Origin of the sequence: Barnesiella intestinihominis YIT 11860, from assembly GCF_000296465.1 — a bacterium.
Taxonomy (GTDB): Bacteria; Bacteroidota; Bacteroidia; order Bacteroidales; family Barnesiellaceae; genus Barnesiella; species Barnesiella intestinihominis.
In genome coordinates this window covers 371927-388165 of the sequence record NZ_JH815206.1, presented here as the reverse complement: position 1 = coordinate 388165, position 16239 = coordinate 371927, and the positions used below count along the sequence as shown (strand labels likewise).

Annotated in this window: 14 protein-coding genes; 10 read left to right on the top strand and 4 right to left on the bottom strand. The window is 46.1% G+C overall.

The window, feature by feature from the left end; translation table 11 throughout:
- Position 1: 1 nt before the first annotated feature.
- The 3 genes from HMPREF9448_RS13515 to HMPREF9448_RS13505 are packed head-to-tail and all read right to left on the bottom strand — an operon-like array spanning position 2 to position 3296.
- Entirely contained in the window at positions 2 to 919 is a 918-nt protein-coding gene (locus HMPREF9448_RS13515) for a glycosyltransferase family 2 protein (RefSeq protein ID WP_008863138.1), read from the bottom strand.
- On the bottom strand, positions 910 to 1857 hold the full coding sequence (locus HMPREF9448_RS13510) for a glycosyltransferase family 2 protein (protein ID WP_008863137.1): 948 nt from the start codon (positions 1855 to 1857) through the stop codon (positions 910 to 912). The genes HMPREF9448_RS13515 and HMPREF9448_RS13510 overlap by 10 nt, the downstream gene beginning before the upstream one ends.
- The gene (locus tag HMPREF9448_RS13505; protein ID WP_157260390.1) at positions 1854 to 3296 is read right to left on the bottom strand and encodes a lipopolysaccharide biosynthesis protein; all 1443 of its coding nucleotides are present in this window, start codon (positions 3294 to 3296) and stop codon (positions 1854 to 1856) included. The genes HMPREF9448_RS13510 and HMPREF9448_RS13505 overlap by 4 nt, the downstream gene beginning before the upstream one ends.
- Positions 3297 to 3658: 362 nt before the next feature.
- On the opposite strand from HMPREF9448_RS13505, the gene HMPREF9448_RS14565 reads away from it, so the two are divergent.
- The 8 genes from HMPREF9448_RS14565 (at position 3659) to HMPREF9448_RS13460 (ending at position 14614) form a co-directional block, all read left to right on the top strand.
- Positions 3659 to 4606, top strand: coding sequence for a PorP/SprF family type IX secretion system membrane protein (locus HMPREF9448_RS14565; protein WP_021890881.1), 948 nt, complete (start codon positions 3659 to 3661; stop codon positions 4604 to 4606).
- Positions 4607 to 4609: 3 nt separating this feature from the next.
- Positions 4610 to 6025 carry a T9SS ring complex lipoprotein PorK/GldK gene (porK, locus tag HMPREF9448_RS14560; RefSeq protein ID WP_008863134.1) on the top strand — a complete coding sequence of 472 codons (1416 nt, stop codon included), beginning with the start codon at positions 4610 to 4612 and terminating at the stop codon, positions 6023 to 6025.
- Positions 6026 to 6057: 32 nt separating this feature from the next.
- Positions 6058 to 7050: a type IX secretion system motor protein PorL/GldL gene (gene porL, locus HMPREF9448_RS13485; protein WP_008863133.1), complete on the top strand. Its 993-nt coding sequence runs from the start codon at positions 6058 to 6060 to the stop codon at positions 7048 to 7050.
- 3 nt (positions 7051 to 7053) lie between these two features.
- Complete coding sequence (gene porM / locus HMPREF9448_RS13480; protein WP_008863132.1) at positions 7054 to 8622, top strand: type IX secretion system motor protein PorM/GldM; 1569 nt, start codon at positions 7054 to 7056, stop codon at positions 8620 to 8622.
- 7 nt (positions 8623 to 8629) lie between these two features.
- The gene (gene porN / locus HMPREF9448_RS13475) at positions 8630 to 9739 is read left to right on the top strand and encodes a type IX secretion system ring subunit PorN/GldN (protein WP_008863131.1); all 1110 of its coding nucleotides are present in this window, start codon (positions 8630 to 8632) and stop codon (positions 9737 to 9739) included.
- Between the two features lie 192 nt (positions 9740 to 9931).
- Complete coding sequence (locus HMPREF9448_RS14300; protein ID WP_157260388.1) at positions 9932 to 10786, top strand: helix-turn-helix domain-containing protein; 855 nt, start codon at positions 9932 to 9934, stop codon at positions 10784 to 10786.
- Between the two features lie 49 nt (positions 10787 to 10835).
- The gene (lacZ, locus tag HMPREF9448_RS13465; protein ID WP_008863129.1) at positions 10836 to 14063 is read left to right on the top strand and encodes a beta-galactosidase, LacZ type; all 3228 of its coding nucleotides are present in this window, start codon (positions 10836 to 10838) and stop codon (positions 14061 to 14063) included.
- A 56-nt stretch (positions 14064 to 14119) separates the two neighbouring features.
- Positions 14120 to 14614 carry a hypothetical protein gene (locus tag HMPREF9448_RS13460; RefSeq protein ID WP_008863128.1) on the top strand — a complete coding sequence of 165 codons (495 nt, stop codon included), beginning with the start codon at positions 14120 to 14122 and terminating at the stop codon, positions 14612 to 14614.
- A gap of 63 nt (positions 14615 to 14677) precedes the next feature.
- On the opposite strand, the gene HMPREF9448_RS13455 is transcribed toward HMPREF9448_RS13460, so the two are convergent.
- Positions 14678 to 15175 carry a hypothetical protein gene (locus HMPREF9448_RS13455; RefSeq protein ID WP_008863127.1) on the bottom strand — a complete coding sequence of 166 codons (498 nt, stop codon included), beginning with the start codon at positions 15173 to 15175 and terminating at the stop codon, positions 14678 to 14680.
- Between the two features lie 496 nt (positions 15176 to 15671).
- Here HMPREF9448_RS13455 and HMPREF9448_RS13450 point away from each other — a divergent pair, with 496 nt between their 5' ends.
- Positions 15672 to 15935: a hypothetical protein gene (locus HMPREF9448_RS13450; RefSeq protein WP_008863126.1), complete on the top strand. Its 264-nt coding sequence runs from the start codon at positions 15672 to 15674 to the stop codon at positions 15933 to 15935.
- Entirely contained in the window at positions 15932 to 16213 is a 282-nt protein-coding gene (locus HMPREF9448_RS13445) for a hypothetical protein (protein WP_008863125.1), read from the top strand. The genes HMPREF9448_RS13450 and HMPREF9448_RS13445 overlap by 4 nt, the downstream gene beginning before the upstream one ends.
- Positions 16214 to 16239 lie beyond the last annotated feature (26 nt).

Below are 16239 nucleotides of genomic sequence, written 5' to 3'. Positions count from 1 at the left end.
ATCATCTCTTTTTACGATTGAATACACGAATCCACAGATTCCCGATGAATACTTTCAATTTATGCCTGTACGAATAATTATAACGATAGGTTCGAGAATATACTTTTCGGGCGAGTAAGTTCTCTTTTACCGGAGAAATGGGAACTACCGCTATCGGATTCATCGACAAAGTCTGCGTGCAAAGCTGCATAGTATTGCAATGCGTTCCACTTCCGTCGAATCCCGCATTATCGACCAACGAACGGCCCGTGCCCAACATCAACTTGTCACGCAGAAACAGCGATGCATACCACCGTATGAACCACGAGTTATTCCGACCCTCGATTTGGTCGCGCAACATCTGGGTAAAGTGGAAACCTCCGTCCAAATCGAATTGCCTACACAAATCCCGTCGTTCGATTTCCCGCAACGATTTTCTACCGTCCGACTCGAAATATTGCCATGCACGGCTCCAAGTTCCCCACCCCCAACTGTTACACCAGCGTATCAAAAACGTATCGGGCAACTCTCCTTTATGGTCGAGCATGTGGCAAGTCACATGGCAAACCTCCTCCGTATCTTTATAAACTTCAAGTGCCTCGTTCATAAAACGCAGAAAATAAGGAGAAACAATCAAATCATCTTCCAAGACGATCACCCGGTCGTGCGTCTCCAAAACCGAAGTCACCCCCGCAATCACATTGGCTGCCAGCCCCTTGTTCTCCGGTCGCTCCACGACATTCAACCGTTTGAATTTCCACGGTTCAGCAATCACCCGACGCACGGCGGCCACCGCCTCCTCGCTGCCCGACTTCGCGCCGTCGGCGAAAACATACAATTCGCTTTCCGCCGCCAGCTCGTTCCGCTCCAAATATTCCAGACAAGCGCGCGTATGTTCAGGACGATTATAAACGAATAAAACAATCGGGGCTAACTCCATATCGGTTTAATTTTTGAATGAACATTTTCCAAAAACACAGGCCTTCCATGTTTGCAAAATCGCTTGATTTCTGCAATAGAAGGGTATCGACACAAAAGCCGGACACTTGTGCCTGTATAAAAACAAAATTCTTTGAATCTTCCCCGCAATAAAGCGAGCACGCCCGGTTTCAAAGGAGCTAATACACCACCCCACAGACACTTAGCCATTCCCGAATTTAAATCCGAAACAACCGACAAATAATAAACCCTGTCCAATTTCATTTGTGTCTGGCGGGTAATCGGTCGATTCTGCCGGTCATGACACCCCGAAGTCAACGGAGTGTATCCCACCCGATAACCATAGAATCGCATTCGGTGAATATAGTCCACATCTTCGCCGTAATGAAAAAACAACGGCGAAAAACCTCCCACCTTTTTCAACGCCGACACCGGGATAAACCAGAAAGCCGCATTAACGAAAGCTGCTTCGACGATATCCGATTTTTTCGATGAAACCGCCGATGCTCCCCCCACATACTTGGCGAACGAACCGTCGAGGTGCTCCCCCTTCCCATCAAGATGCACCGGCGAAAACACTCCGTAATCGGGATATTTTTCTGCCAACCCCACCAAAGTCCCCACCGTATTCGCCTCTATCCACGCATCCTGATTCACGAGAAACACATAATCGTAATCCTCCTCCAACGCCATTCTCATGCCGATGTTATTCGCTTGTCCGAATCCGAGATTTTTCCTACTCCGCACAAGACGAATCCATCGATACCTCTCGGCGATGATCGACACCGTCCGGTCGGTCGAAGCATTATCGATTACCACAAGGTCCGAGGGGTAATCCGAATCCCGAATACTACTCAGACATCGTTCGATCCACGGCTCGAAATTATACGAAACGATCACCGTCAAGACCCTCGGTCGAGCAACTGCTACCTCGTTCACGCTTCACCTCCTCTCTTCACACGACTCTTCAACATCGACAGCATCTCCTGCAACATCTCCAATTTCAACATGTATGCTCCGCCCAAATACAAAACGACATAAACGACCGAGACAAGACACAACCGCCACAAATCGCTCGGCAAAAGCAGATAAACACCGCACGAAAGTATCGCCGACGCCAACGCCAAGATAAAATACGGAAAAATATCTTTCACATACTCCCCGAAACCATATCCAAGAAAGCGACGGGCAAAAAAGATCGAAGCCGCCAGAGACAACACCGAATAAGAAATCCACCACCCTATCAGCCACAAAATGCCCGAAGAATAAAACAAAGCGATACCCGCAAACAAATAAATCTTTTTCCCGATTTCCAGTTGTAAATTCAGCCGGGAATAGCCCAGACTATTGAACAAATCGAAAAACAAAATAATAAACGGAGAGCATATTCCCGAAAAACAAAGCAAGCGGAAATACGGCACGGACGGAACCCATTGCTCTTTCAACATGATCGATATGAGCGGATATGAAACGACGACCATCAACAGCATGATAGGAAAAATGAAAAACGCAATGGCCCGCACATTCTTCCGGCAAATCCGTTTCAACCGTTGCAAATCGTCTTGCACCTTTGAGAAAACAGGGAAAGCGACCGAACGGAATATATTGCTGATAAGCGAAGAAGCTATATCCTGATACTTGTCGGCCTGAGTATAGTAGCCGGTCTGCGTCATGCCATAAAACTTACCGATGATAATGGGATATATCTTGTTAAACACATTGTTGATAATACCCGAAACGACCAAGTTGGAACTATATCCGAAAAACTCACGCAACGAAGCCATGCGAAATATCCATCGGGGACGCCAGTCGTTAAACACCCAGAAAAAAACAGCCCTGAAAAACGAGAGACCGAGCGTCTGAGCCACCAACGACCAGACTCCCATACCGCCGTAAGCCATCGCAATGGCGACGACCGAAGCGATACCCAACGACCACAAATTGACACGAGCGCTCACAGAGAGCTTGAAATGCTTCAACAACAAAGTCTGCTGTATGAGGGAAAGCGCATTCAACGGAATCACGAGAAACAAAATCCGGCAGATATATATCAAATCAGGGACCTTAAAAAACACCGCTATATAAGGTGCTGCTGCATACAACAATCCATACAGCACGCAACTGATCGCCACATTCACATAAAACACCGTGCTGTAATCGGCCTGAGTAGCCTCCTTTTTCCGAATCAAAGCCGAAGAGAAACCGCTGTCGATCAATATCCCCGACAAGGCGATAAATATCGTGAGAACCCCCACCTTGCCATAATCCTCAGGAGAAAGTTGACGAGCGAGAATAATACCGGTGACAAGATAGAACAACTGCTGTCCCAACTTGTCGGCCGTGCTCCACACGAGCGCCTTCGTCGTCTTTCTCTTCAAATTCTCCTCCATCAGCTAAGTGAAAGTCGATAACCTTCTGCTCCACAAAGATAGCGAAAGGTGAGTGTAGTGGCAAATGAAAACGTAGTTTTCAATTTGACAATACCGAACCGCAGCCTATCTTATCCAAAGATAATGAAAGTCGAAAGCAAAAAACTCGATCGAGCTTATCTTTTTGTGAACAAGATAAGCTCTGCGGGACGGGTCTCGCATTTTTCGGAGCGAAAAAGCACTCATATATTTTCTCTTTTCGTAATTTCGCATCCGAAAACAGTTGTGTCAAACAATTTTAAAGGCTATTTTCAGTTATTATAAATATCCGGACTTCGGTGTGTACCCCCGAAAAGTCTGGAAAAGAGAGTATGCAGATTGTAAGAATCGTTATTCTAACCCTGTGTTGTTTGGTCTTTGCCACAGCAAAGGCTCAGATTGATACGCAGTTCAGCCAATACTGGGCTCTGCCCGGCTATTACAATCCGGCAGCTGCGGGAAGTTCCGACAAGCTCAACATACTCACCTCCACCCGGCAACAATGGATAGGTATGCCGGGAGCCCCTCAAACCTATTTCGTGACAGGCGACATGCCTTTCAAATTCTTGAAACAGAACCACGGAGTAGGACTGGTCGTCACTTCCGAAACCGAAGGGCTATACTCCCATCTGATTTTAGGAGCGCAATATGCCTTCAAAATCAAATTATGGAAAGGAGTACTCAGCCTCGGCATACAACTGGGAATGCTCGACGAACGTTTCGACGGCACACAAGTCAGCATACCCACGAGCGATTACCATCAAGCCACCGACGACGGAATCCCCACTACCGAGTTGCAAGGCATGTCGTTCGATATGTCTTTCGGGGCATGGTACACCCACCCGTGGTTCTATGCGGGAATTTCGGTCTCACACCTCAACGAGCCATCGATCACCTTTGAAGACAAATACGAAACATACATCGGCAGATCCTATTATTTTATCGCCGGGAGCAATATTCCCATTAAAAACACGTTATATGAAGTGCAGCCCTCCATGATGGTGAAAAGCAACCTCAACATCACGCAGTACGAGTTATCCTGCCGTGTAAAATACAACAAACTGTTCTGGGGAGGCCTTTCATATCGCTGGAAAGACGCATGTATATTTATGATAGGTGCGGAATATAAAAACTTTATAGCGGGATATGCCTACGACTACCCGGTATCGGCCATTGTAAAAGCCAGTAGCGGAAGCCACGAAGTATTTCTCGGATACAGTTTGAAACTCGACCTGTCCGATAAAAATAAAAATAAACACAAAAGCATACGCATAATGTAGCCTATGAAAAAGATAATCGTGTATATCACCCTTGCCATTCTCGTCGCAGCATGCGCACCTTCGTCGCGCCATAGCGGTGAAGTTACAGGTGTCGGAGGTACGGCATGGAATGAGCCTACACCCTACGGTATGGTTCTCATTTCTCGTGGATCCTATAAAATGGGACCGGCCGAGAAGGACAGTATTTGGGGAACACAACAAGAACCGAGGGCTGTCTCTATCGATGCCTTCTGGATGGACGAAACAGAAATCACCAACTCAAAATACAAACAATTTGTATTCTGGGTACGCGACTCTATCATTCGGGAACGCCTCGCCGATCCCGCCTATGGAGGCAACGAAGTGTTCAAAATCGAAGAAGACCGGGAGGGAAACCCCATCAAGCCTCGGTTGAATTGGGATAAAGCCATTCCGTGGAGAAATCCCAATGAAGACGAAGCGCGAGCCATCGAAAGCGTGTACAGAATTAACCCCATTACGGGAGAACGCCAACTCGATGCCACCCAAATGAACTACCGCTACGAGATCTTCGACCACACCGAGGCATCCAAACGGAAGAATCGTCTCGACCCGGCACGCCGTGACCTCAACACCGACCATACCCCCGACTACGATGAAATCGTAATGATATCCAAAGATACCGCATATATCGACGAAGACGGGCGTATCATTCGCGAGACCATCACACGGCCGTTAGGCAGCGAGTTTGACTTCCTCAATACCTACATCGTCAATATCTACCCCGATACCACCGTGTGGGTAAACGACTTCGAGAATGCCTACAACGAGCCATACGTGAGACTTTATTTCTCCCATGCCGGCTATAACGACTATCCGGTCGTAGGGGTTTCGTGGGAACAAGCAAACGCATTCTGCGCTTGGCGCACCGCGCTCTTGAAAGGTTCGGTGGGACGTAACGCCGTTGTTATCGAACCTTACAGACTTCCCACCGAAGCCGAATGGGAATATGCGGCAAGAGCCGGGAAAAATGAGAACAAATTCCCGTGGACAGGTAACCTGCCTATGGCCGAAAAAGGGTGTTTCTATGCCAACTTCAAGCCCGATGACGGGAATTACGTGAAAGACGGAAACCTCATCACTTCGCCGGTAGGCTCCTATTCCCCGAACGAGTTCGGATTATACGACATGGCCGGTAACGTATCGGAATGGACTTCGACAGCCTATACCGAAGCCGTATCGCAAAACACCAGCGACCTTAACCCCGAATACAAATATAATGCGGCCAAAGAAGACCCCTACCGCATGAAACGCAAAGTAGTCCGGGGCGGTTCGTGGAAAGACGTTTCCAACTTCATTCGTTCCGATATCCGCATGTGGGAATACCAAAACGAACAACGATCCTATATCGGATTCCGTTGCGTTCGCTCTCAAATCGGATTCGCAAAAGCAAAAAGATAATATCAAAACCCGATAAAACCAAGCCAAGGATCATGGGAAAATACAAAAGATATAAAAACAGTATTGAAAAGTTCTTATCCAGCGATAAAGGACAACGATTTTTCAATTTCGCATACAGTATAGGCGCTGCGATTGTAATCTGGGGTGCTCTGTTCAAAATCCTGCACCTCCCCGGAGGCAGTCTCTTGCTTTCTATCGGTATGGGAACAGAAGTGCTCATGTTCATTCTATCCGCCTTCGACACTCCCCCGAAAACATATCATTGGGAAGAAGTTTTTCCCGTACTAAATAGTAAAAACCCCGAAGACCGGCCCGAATTTTCAGGAGGGAAAGGAACCGTCATTATCGGTGGAAACGGCAAAGGCGGAGGTAGTAACGGAGGGAACTACTCCGATGTCACCCCGTCCGATGCCAAAAGAGCTGTGGGAATACCCGAAGGCCTCAATTTAAGCGATGCCGACACGCAAAGCCTCACCGATAGTATTCAAAAAATGTCGGCTGCCGCCGATCAACTTTCGCGTATGGCAGAACTGACAGATGCAACCCAACAATACCTCACCCAACTCTCCGGTATAGCCGAACAGATGGAACAATTAAGGAGTGCGACCGAGAGCCTCACCGCCGTATCGAACACCCTCTTGCAATCTTACCGCAACATCACGGAAAACTCCGAAGGAATATCCGACACCTCGCAAGGATATGTTTCGGGTATGGAAACGCTCAACCGTAACATCAGTGGGTTGAATACCATCTATGAGATACAGTTGAAGAGCATCAGTTCGCAACTCGATAATATAGACCGTGTAAACAACGGGCTGAAAAACATTCGCGACATGTACGAACGCTCCGCTTCCGATAGCTCCCGTTATTGCGAAGCAACCGAAAAAATGACACAATATATACAGCAACTCAATTCGGTTTACGAAAAGATGATCACGGCAATGACCATCAACATGTACAGACCTATGGGAGGAGCTCCCGTGGAAATGCCCGAAAAACCGAAAGACGACACCGAACAAAAATAACACATGGCATCGAATAACAACAGACTTACACCCCGGCAGAAGATGATAAACCTCATGTATATCGTCCTCACTGCCATGCTGGCCCTCAACGTGTCGTCCGATGTACTCAACGGATTCAAGCAAGTTGAAGACGGATTGGAAAGGTCTACCTCGAATGCTTCGCTGCAAAACGATGTCCTCTACCAAAAACTGGCCGACTTCAATAGTCAGAATCCCGAAAAAGGAGGACCGTGGTACAAAAAATCGCTGGAAGTAAAAAAACAGACCGCCCTCTTATACGACTACATCGACTCCCTGAAAAACGTAATCGTCAAGAAAGCCGACGGTAAAGACGGCGATGTAAATAATATCGAACATCAGGACGACCTCGAAGCAGCGTCATACATCATGTTGTCCCCCGCCCAAAAGCAAGGAATGAAATTGAGAAAGGAGATAGACGACTACCGCAATCTCATCGGCAGTCTCATGACCGACTCCATCAAAAGAGCAGCGATCGAAAACTACCTTTCGACCACCATTCACTCGGGCAACAGAACCCAAGCCCCCTCCATGTGGGAAACGACGCTGTTCGAAAATATGCCGGTAATCGCCGCCGTAACCATTCTGACAAAAATACAGAGCGACGTGCGGTATGCCGAAAGCGAAGCGCTGCACACCCTCATCAATAACATCGACGAAGGAGACGTACGTGTCAACCAGTTGAACGCGTTCGTTATTCCCAATTCGAAAAACATTATGAGAGGCGGGAAATATAGTGCCAACATCGTTCTGGCAGCCATCGATACGACCCAGCGACCGGCCATATACATCAACGGGAAACAACTCCCTCCCGAAAACAACGGCCTATATGAATTCGTCTGTGGAAGCACCGGAATATTCGATTTTCAAGGCTATCTCGAAGTTCCGCGCGGTGACGGTTCCATGACCCGTCACGAATTCTCTTCGTCCTACACCGTGGTAGAGCCGAGTGCGACCATATCGGCAACCTTGATGAACGTTCTGTATGCAGGTATCGGTAACCCTATCAGCATATCGGTTCCCGGCATCCCCAATCACGCCATTCAAGCTACGATGACGAACGGCACTCTCACCCGTCAAGGAGACAACTGGATAGCCAAACCGGCGAAAGTAGGACAAGACGCGGTAATAACCGTAACCGCCACAATGGACGGGCGGGCGCAAACAGTCGCCAACACTCAGTTCCGGGTACGGCAACTCCCCGACCCTATGCCATTCATCGCCTATAAAGATGCAAACGGTTACGAACAAAAATACAAAGGAGGGAAACCTTTCCCCAAAACACGACTGCTTTCTGCGCCCGGTATTCAAGCCGCAATCGACGACGACCTGTTAAACGTCACCTATCGGGTACTGCGATTTGAAACGGTCTTTTTCGACTCTATGGGAAATGCGATTCCCGAGGTTTCCGACGGAGCCAATTTCTCTCAACGACAGAAAGATTCGTTCCGCAGACTATCGAGAGGAAAACGGTTCTATATATCGAGAGTCCGCGCCGTCGGCCCCGATGGTATAGAACGCGATCTGTCACCTATCGAAGTAATTGTAAACTAAGGCCAATATGAAATATAATTCAGCAAATATGAATACCCTGATAAAAAGCTGTTTGACCCTCTGCCTGCTATGGTCGGCAATAGGGAGTCATGCACAAGTAATCAAAAAAAGCGATACCGATGACTCGAAAAAGACAAGCAACCAACTCAGCGTCCGGGCTCAATCGCTTTATGACACTCAGGATGCATCGGATGCCGACATTCCGTGGATGAGGGTAATCTATCGGCAAATCGACTTGAACAAAGAAAAAAACATGCCGCTCTATTATCCCGAAGAGTCCACCGAAAATCAGGAGAATCTTTTCAGAATTGTCATGAAACTTTTGGCGAACAACCAGATACCGGCATACGAATACCTCGACGGACGAGAAATATTCACCGACGAATATCGCATCAAAGTAAAAGAAATGTTCGACCGCTTCCATATTCTGTATGCCCCGGCAAAAGGATACTCCGAGAAGAATCCCCGCTTCACGGTAGAAGAAAGCGATATACCCTCCAACGAGGTACTCTCCTACTATATCTTGGAAAAATGGATATTCGACCGCCGCACCTCGCAGGTAAAACCGTCCATCGAGGCCATCTGCCCGGTACTTCACCGTACGGGCGACTTCGGAGGCGAAGCAGTCAAATACCCCATGTTCTGGGTTAAATACAACGACATACGCCCCTACATCGCACGCCAATACATCTTGGCGAGCAACGAAAACAACGTACAGCAATACAACTACGACGATTACTTCCAAATGCGAATGTACGAAGGGGAAATCTACAAAACCCAAAACCTGCGGAACCAGTCGCTCATGCAAATGTATCCCAATGACTCCATTCGGAAACAAGCACAAGACAGCATAGAAAAACAACTGAAAAACTTTAATGAAAATCTATGGGTTCCCTCCCCCGAAGAAATAGCGAAAGCCAAAGAAGAGCAAGCGGCCAAAGAAGCAAAAGAAAACGGAGAAACGCTCGACAATGACAAACAAAAGAAAGAGAAAAGCCGCACCGCTCGTTCTTCACGGGCAAAAAAACAAAAAGAGGCAAAAGTAAAAAAGCAAAAACAGCCGAAACAGCAAAAATCATCTGCTGCCCCCGTACGCTCCGTTCGCCGAACCCGTTAAACGACACTAAACTATAACCGAATTGAGTTGCTGTATATAAAGAAAGAGTTTCCTGAAATTCAGGAAACTCTTTCTTTTATGTCTCTCAAATTCTTAATATTAATTTAAGCGAATCGCCCATATCGGGTTGTCCGATTCAGATAAAATTTTTATCTTTGTCCGTATTGACTTTATGAAGGATACCATATGCAAATGCCTCCAAAATCTACGGATACGAATCTAAATCCGCAAACGCAGGAACATTTTCTACTTTCTTTTGAAAGGCCCGCTTCCTCTTCCGAGGATAATACATTACTCACATCTTCCGACAAACTTACGATCGTATTATGTACCCGAGGTTGTAAAACCGTGCAACTGAACTTTACAGAATATGTACTCGAACCCGGTAGTATCGCGTTCCTCTACCCCAACACGATTTGGAAACCGATAAAAACGAGCAGCGACTTTCAGGCACGTTATCTCTCGATGAGAGAACATTCGCCCAAAGAAAGAAATGCTTTTTTGGACTTGGAAACCATTTTCTCGTTAAGTACCTATATCGCCAGACACCCGCATACGTCCCTTTCAGCGAATGAGTCGATAGTGGTCGAAGGCTATTTTCGTCTGATACAAAACAGATACGAGGCCCACGTAAACTATGCGATCATACGTTCTCTTATTTCTGCTTTCATCTTGGAGTTAAACCAAATGTTTGCCATACGGGTAGAACGCAAGAAATTGAAAATATCCCGTAAAGAAGATATTCTATGGAGGTTTCTCTCCTTGCTTACCCAGCATTATAAAGAAAATCGCAGCGTCGATTTTTATGCCGATAAACTCTGTATATCGCCCAAGCATTTATCCTCGGTCATCAAGCAATTAAGTCACAAGACCGCTCACGAGATCATTTCCGACGTCGTTATTATGGCCGCCAAGCAACTCCTAAAAACCACGACGCTAAGTATCCAAGAAATTTCGGAAGAACTGAACTTTGCCAATCAATCTTTCTTCGGCAAATTTTTTAAACAAAATACCGGACAATCTCCGTCCTCATATCGAGGTGAATGACCGTCTATAATAAATAACACACTATTCACAAATAAAAACGATAAACGACATGAAGAACATTGTGCTATTTCTATCGGCCGCTTGCCTGTTATCCGCACCTATCTTCGGACAACAGCAAGAAAATCGATTTGCCGAAATTACCGACCCGCAATTACTCAATATCAACAAGCTGCCGCCTCACGCCAGTTTCACCTCTTACATCGACGAGACATCGGCTTTGAACAAGGACAAGGCGAACGGAAGTTTCTACCTACCTTTGAACGGGACATGGAAATTCCATTATACCGAAAAATTCAAAGAAAGACCCATGAATTTCATGGAGCCCGATTTTAACACCGCCGATTGGAAAGAGATAAAAGTCCCCGGAAACTGGGAGCTGCAAGGATTCGGCGACCCTATCTATGTAAATGTAGGGTATGAATTCGTATCTCCGGGATTCGACAAATATCTCCAAGAGCCCAATCCTCCTATGGTTCCCGAAGCGTGGAACCCGACCGGTACATACCGCCGGGATTTCGCCCTCCCCGCAAACTGGAAAGGAAAAAGAATCTTTCTAAGCGCCGATGCGGTAAAAGGTGCTGCTTACTTCTATCTGAACGGTGAATTCATAGGTATGTCGAAAGCAGGGAAAGTTCCGGTACAATTCGATATAACTCCTGTCGTAAAACCCGGGGAAAATACCTTAGCCGTACAAATGCACAGATTCTCCGATGCCAATTATTTCGAGGGACAGGACTTTTGGAGGCTAACCGGATTTGAAAGAGACGTATATCTCTATGCCCAGCCGCAAACCCGAATCGCTGATTTCGAAGCACAAACACCTCTCGACTCATCATTCAAGAACGGGGTATTCAAACTCGATGTAAAAGTACAAAACGACGAGGTTAAGGCGCGTTCCATTTCCGTTTCGTATCGACTCATCGACCACGCCGAACAAACCGTAGCCCACGGGGAAAAAGCGATAAAACTCGACAAGAACAGTTCACAATCCGTCTCTTTTGCAGAAACGATAAACGACGTAAAAGCATGGACCGCCGAGACTCCGAATCTATACACACTACTTATTTCGACTGCCGATGAAACAGGGAAAATCGAAGAATGCATTCCTTCCCGTATAGGGTTCCGCACCGTCGAAATCAAGAACAAACAACTGTTAGTCAACGGGCAACCTATCCTTGTAAAGGGGGTTAACGTACACGAGCACGACCCGCTTACCGGTCATTACATAACCGAAGAAACCATGCTCAAAGATTTCGAGCTTTGGAAAAAATACAATGTAAATACGGTTCGTACTTGTCACTATCCTCAACAAAAAAGATTTTATGAACTATGCGACGAATACGGATTCTATGTCATCGACGAAGCCAACATAGAGTCTCATGGTATGGGATATAGCTTACAAACCGGAGGAAGTCTCGGTAACAATCCTCTCTATTTACCAGCTCATTTAGACCGTCTTAAAGACATGGTAGAACGGGATAAAAACCACCCGTCTATCATCACATGGTCTCTGGGGAACGAGGCGGGGAACGGTTACTGTTTTTATGAAACTTATTTGTGGCTGAAACAACGGGATCCGTCTCGTCCGGTTCAATACGAACGTGCCGAACATGAATGGAATACGGATATCGTTTGCCCCATGTATATTTCCCCGAAAGGAATCGAAGCATATGCTCTTAACCCCAAATCGCATCGGCCTCTTATCCTCTGTGAATATGCCCACGCTATGGGGAACAGTTTGGGAAACTTCCAAGATTATTGGGATATCATCGAAAAATACGATCTTCTTCAAGGCGGCTGTATATGGGACTGGGTAGATCAAGGACTCGAAAAGACAAATGAAAAAGGCGAAAAATTCTGGGCTTACGGCGGTGATTACGGAGATACCGGAACTCCCTCCGATGGAGATTTCTGCATCAATGGTATCGTATATCCCGACCGGAAAATAAAACCACAGACCATTGAAATGGGCAAGGTTTATCAAAATATCAAATTCAAAAACTTCGACCGAACGAAAGGAACGATCGAAGTTCAAAACGAATTTTTCTTCACAGACCTCGACAAATACGATTTCGCTTATGCGGTAAAAGGGAATGGGAAAGTATTGAAAACCGGGAAATTCACCGTCTCGTTGCGTCCGCGTCAGAAATGTACGGTTACATTGAACGGGCTGCCGAATATGGATAAAGAAACCGTAGACTATCAAATCGAATTCGAGGCCAGACAGAAAAAAGCGGAACCTTTCCTTCCGCAAGGTTATGTCGTAGCACGCGAACAAATCTCGGTCAAACCGGCCGTCAAGCCAGTTGCAAAACCCAATCAAGGAGTCGTCTCACAAACCGATAATGGTGACGAGACGATTTTCTCCGGCAAGAATTTCAGCGTTACATTCGACAAAAACAGCGGCTTGATCACCTCGTACCGGTATAAAGGAACCGAATATATCCTCGACGGATTCGGACTCCGCCCCGCTTTTTGGAGAGCTCCGTTAGACAACGACTACGGCTATAACTCACCCAAGCTATTGGGTAAATGGAAAGAAGCCTCCCAACAGCCCCCTGTCGCCCGTTCATTCTCCATCGATAAAAAAGAGAACGATAACGTTCGTGTCGTTTGCCGATACCTTTACCCGCAAACCCGGTCGGAATGGGAAATCTCCTATACGATATTCGGTAACGGGGTTATCAAAGTAGACAACACGTTCGAGGTATCCGATCCCCAAGCGCCCATGATTCCCCGCGTAGGATTGCGTATGCAGTTACCCGACTCATTCACCCGGTTGGAATACTATGGCCGAGGACCGTGGGAAAACTACATAGACCGCCGTACCAGTTGTTTTATCGGGCGATACGAAGCCAACATAGCCGACCTTTACGAGCCGTATGTACGTCCGCAAGAAAATAACCATCGCACCGATGTGAGCTGGTTTGCTCTTACAGGCAAAAAGAACGCTTTGCTAATCGTCGCCGACAGCTTGTTGGAATTCAATGTTTCGAACTATCCCCTCGAATCGTTCGATAGCGGAGACCATCGTGACGACGGTCGTCAGCGTCCCGAAAATCCCGGGCAACGTCACAACTGCGATCCCAAGCCGGCCGAACTGGTCGACCTGTTCATCGATTACCGTATGATGGGACTCGGCGGAGACGATTCTTGGGGCGCTCAGCCTCATGAGGAATACCAAATCAATTTAGCTCCCGGAAAAATTTCTTACGGATTCAGCTTAATTCCTTTGGATAAAAACGCTAACTTTGAGAAAGCCATCAAACAATACTAAAATTGCCGAATATATCCCGGAATGACTTCCGGGATATATTTATAAATAAACATTTTATGAGTCGATTACCCAAACTGTCTTTACTCGTTTCGCTCCTGTTTCTCTCCTCTTGCAGTTTATTCAAAGAACTATCTTCCGACGATGTTACCCGAATTACATCGGAATATTTCGACGAAAACCACGACATGGTATTTTATTCGACCTTATCGCTTCTACAAGCCGAGCAGTTCACTATCGTGCAAGCCGACAAAGAGAGCGGAATCATACGAGGTACACGACACACCGAGCGGGACGATGTAGAAAGGAATTTAAAAACCTTCGGTACAGCTACCGAAAGGGAATCGACCGAAGCCGTATTCCTCATTCTACCGCTTTCCGACAAACGTACGGAAGTAAAGCTCTCTCTTTACCGGAACGAACTGACCGTTACCCGCAAAAACGAAGTCAATCAAAAGCAAACCTCCCATACCATGCTCTTGAAGGAATCGACCTACGACAAATGGCTGAACAAATTAAAAGCCGAAGTGAAAAGAAGAAAAAAGCTCGTTTAATCGCCACCGAGAGTCTCTTGTTTTTCAAACGGCATTCTATATGCCTATCGATGTCTTTGGTGGCTATCTCTTTCGACGAACTTTTTTAGAAGATTGTTTTTTCAGCTTGACAATGGGATCGACCGCCCGATGCGAAACATGATTTATCGTCGAAAGGTCTGGACGCTCCTGATTGTTTCGCAAAAGAGAAGCAGGTGCGACAAGCGGGACTTGCGACTGCTCACAGCTTTCTATATCCGGCAATTCGCACCCCTCCTTGTCCATACCGATGTCCGTCACCCGATTCGCCTCTTTCGGAGAGTCCGACTCCGATACAACAGCTTCGGTCATAGCCTCTTTTTGATTCGCGAACAACTCCTCGAATTTCTTTTCATATTTGCGGGCATAGCGTTCGAGTGTGTTGATACAAGTCATGATACTCTTCACTTCGTCACGATCGTTTATCACATCTAAACCGAGCAACCGTTCGTAGTACCGGGACAATACTTCACACCTCAACATCTCTATCTCCATACGGCGCATCGACAGCCGTTCCACCATTTTTTGTTCTTGTGTTTCCATTGTTTTTTTCGACAAAGTAAAAACAAGTCACACACTCATTTATGGCATGATGATACAAAAACAAGATAGAAAAACCGGTTAAAATATTGCAAAATTTATTTTTTTATTTATCTTGCAAACGTTAATCTATAAATCATAAAACCATGAAAACAAACAGCCGAAATCATTCAATATATTATAAGAAGCTGTTTTAAATTTATTCCGAGACAGATTGAGACCTATGTTGAAGCAGATTGGAGTCCGAGATATGCAGTCAATAGCGGGCTATTGACAAAAATCAAGGGATTCAAGATGCGAGACAGGGGCTCAATATGGCCGGAACATACCTGCTTGAAATGATAATATTATTTCTCAATAAATTTAAAACAACTTCTAAGATATATCGGAGGATATTTATCCTTAGCATGGGCTGTTTAGGATTAACCAAATAGACACTAAGGCCATTCATAAGCTATCGACTAAAATTACTATTAACAAGAGTTCATATCAGCAACATATGTTCGAATTAAATAAATACGAAAAACAAGTGGAAACTAATATCTCTATTTGTTTCATCTTGATGCTCATGAGCGATTTGGGTACAGCAGTAGCGTGGATAGGACTGACAGCCTGTGCGATACTGTTCGGCCAATTGGTCTATTATCCCTTTCGGTGCAAGAAAAAAGACGAATATTTATTTGTGCCGTGGTGGATTCTTTATCTGCTTTATTGGTGTATATTTACTTATTGGACTGTTCATAATTTAGTTGCCGCATCATGAAAAAGAAAAGCAAATCGGTTATCCGCTTGAAATACATCGAGCTAATCGCGTTCGTGGAAACATGGCTTGCGGGGCTTTGTTTCGTCGTAGGCATCAAGAGGCTCATCGGGCTGTCGATAGCCTTGTTTGCCATACCGCTGTGGGGGCTAATCTCCCATCGACGTTGGTGCAGAGCCCACAACGAACCGTATGCCAACTGGGAGTTGTTCTACACCGTTATCGCTTGGATCGTATATATATTTATAACGCTTGTCATCTATTTCCATTTCTTTACGTGAAGTTACACAGAGTACCCCGTAATGCT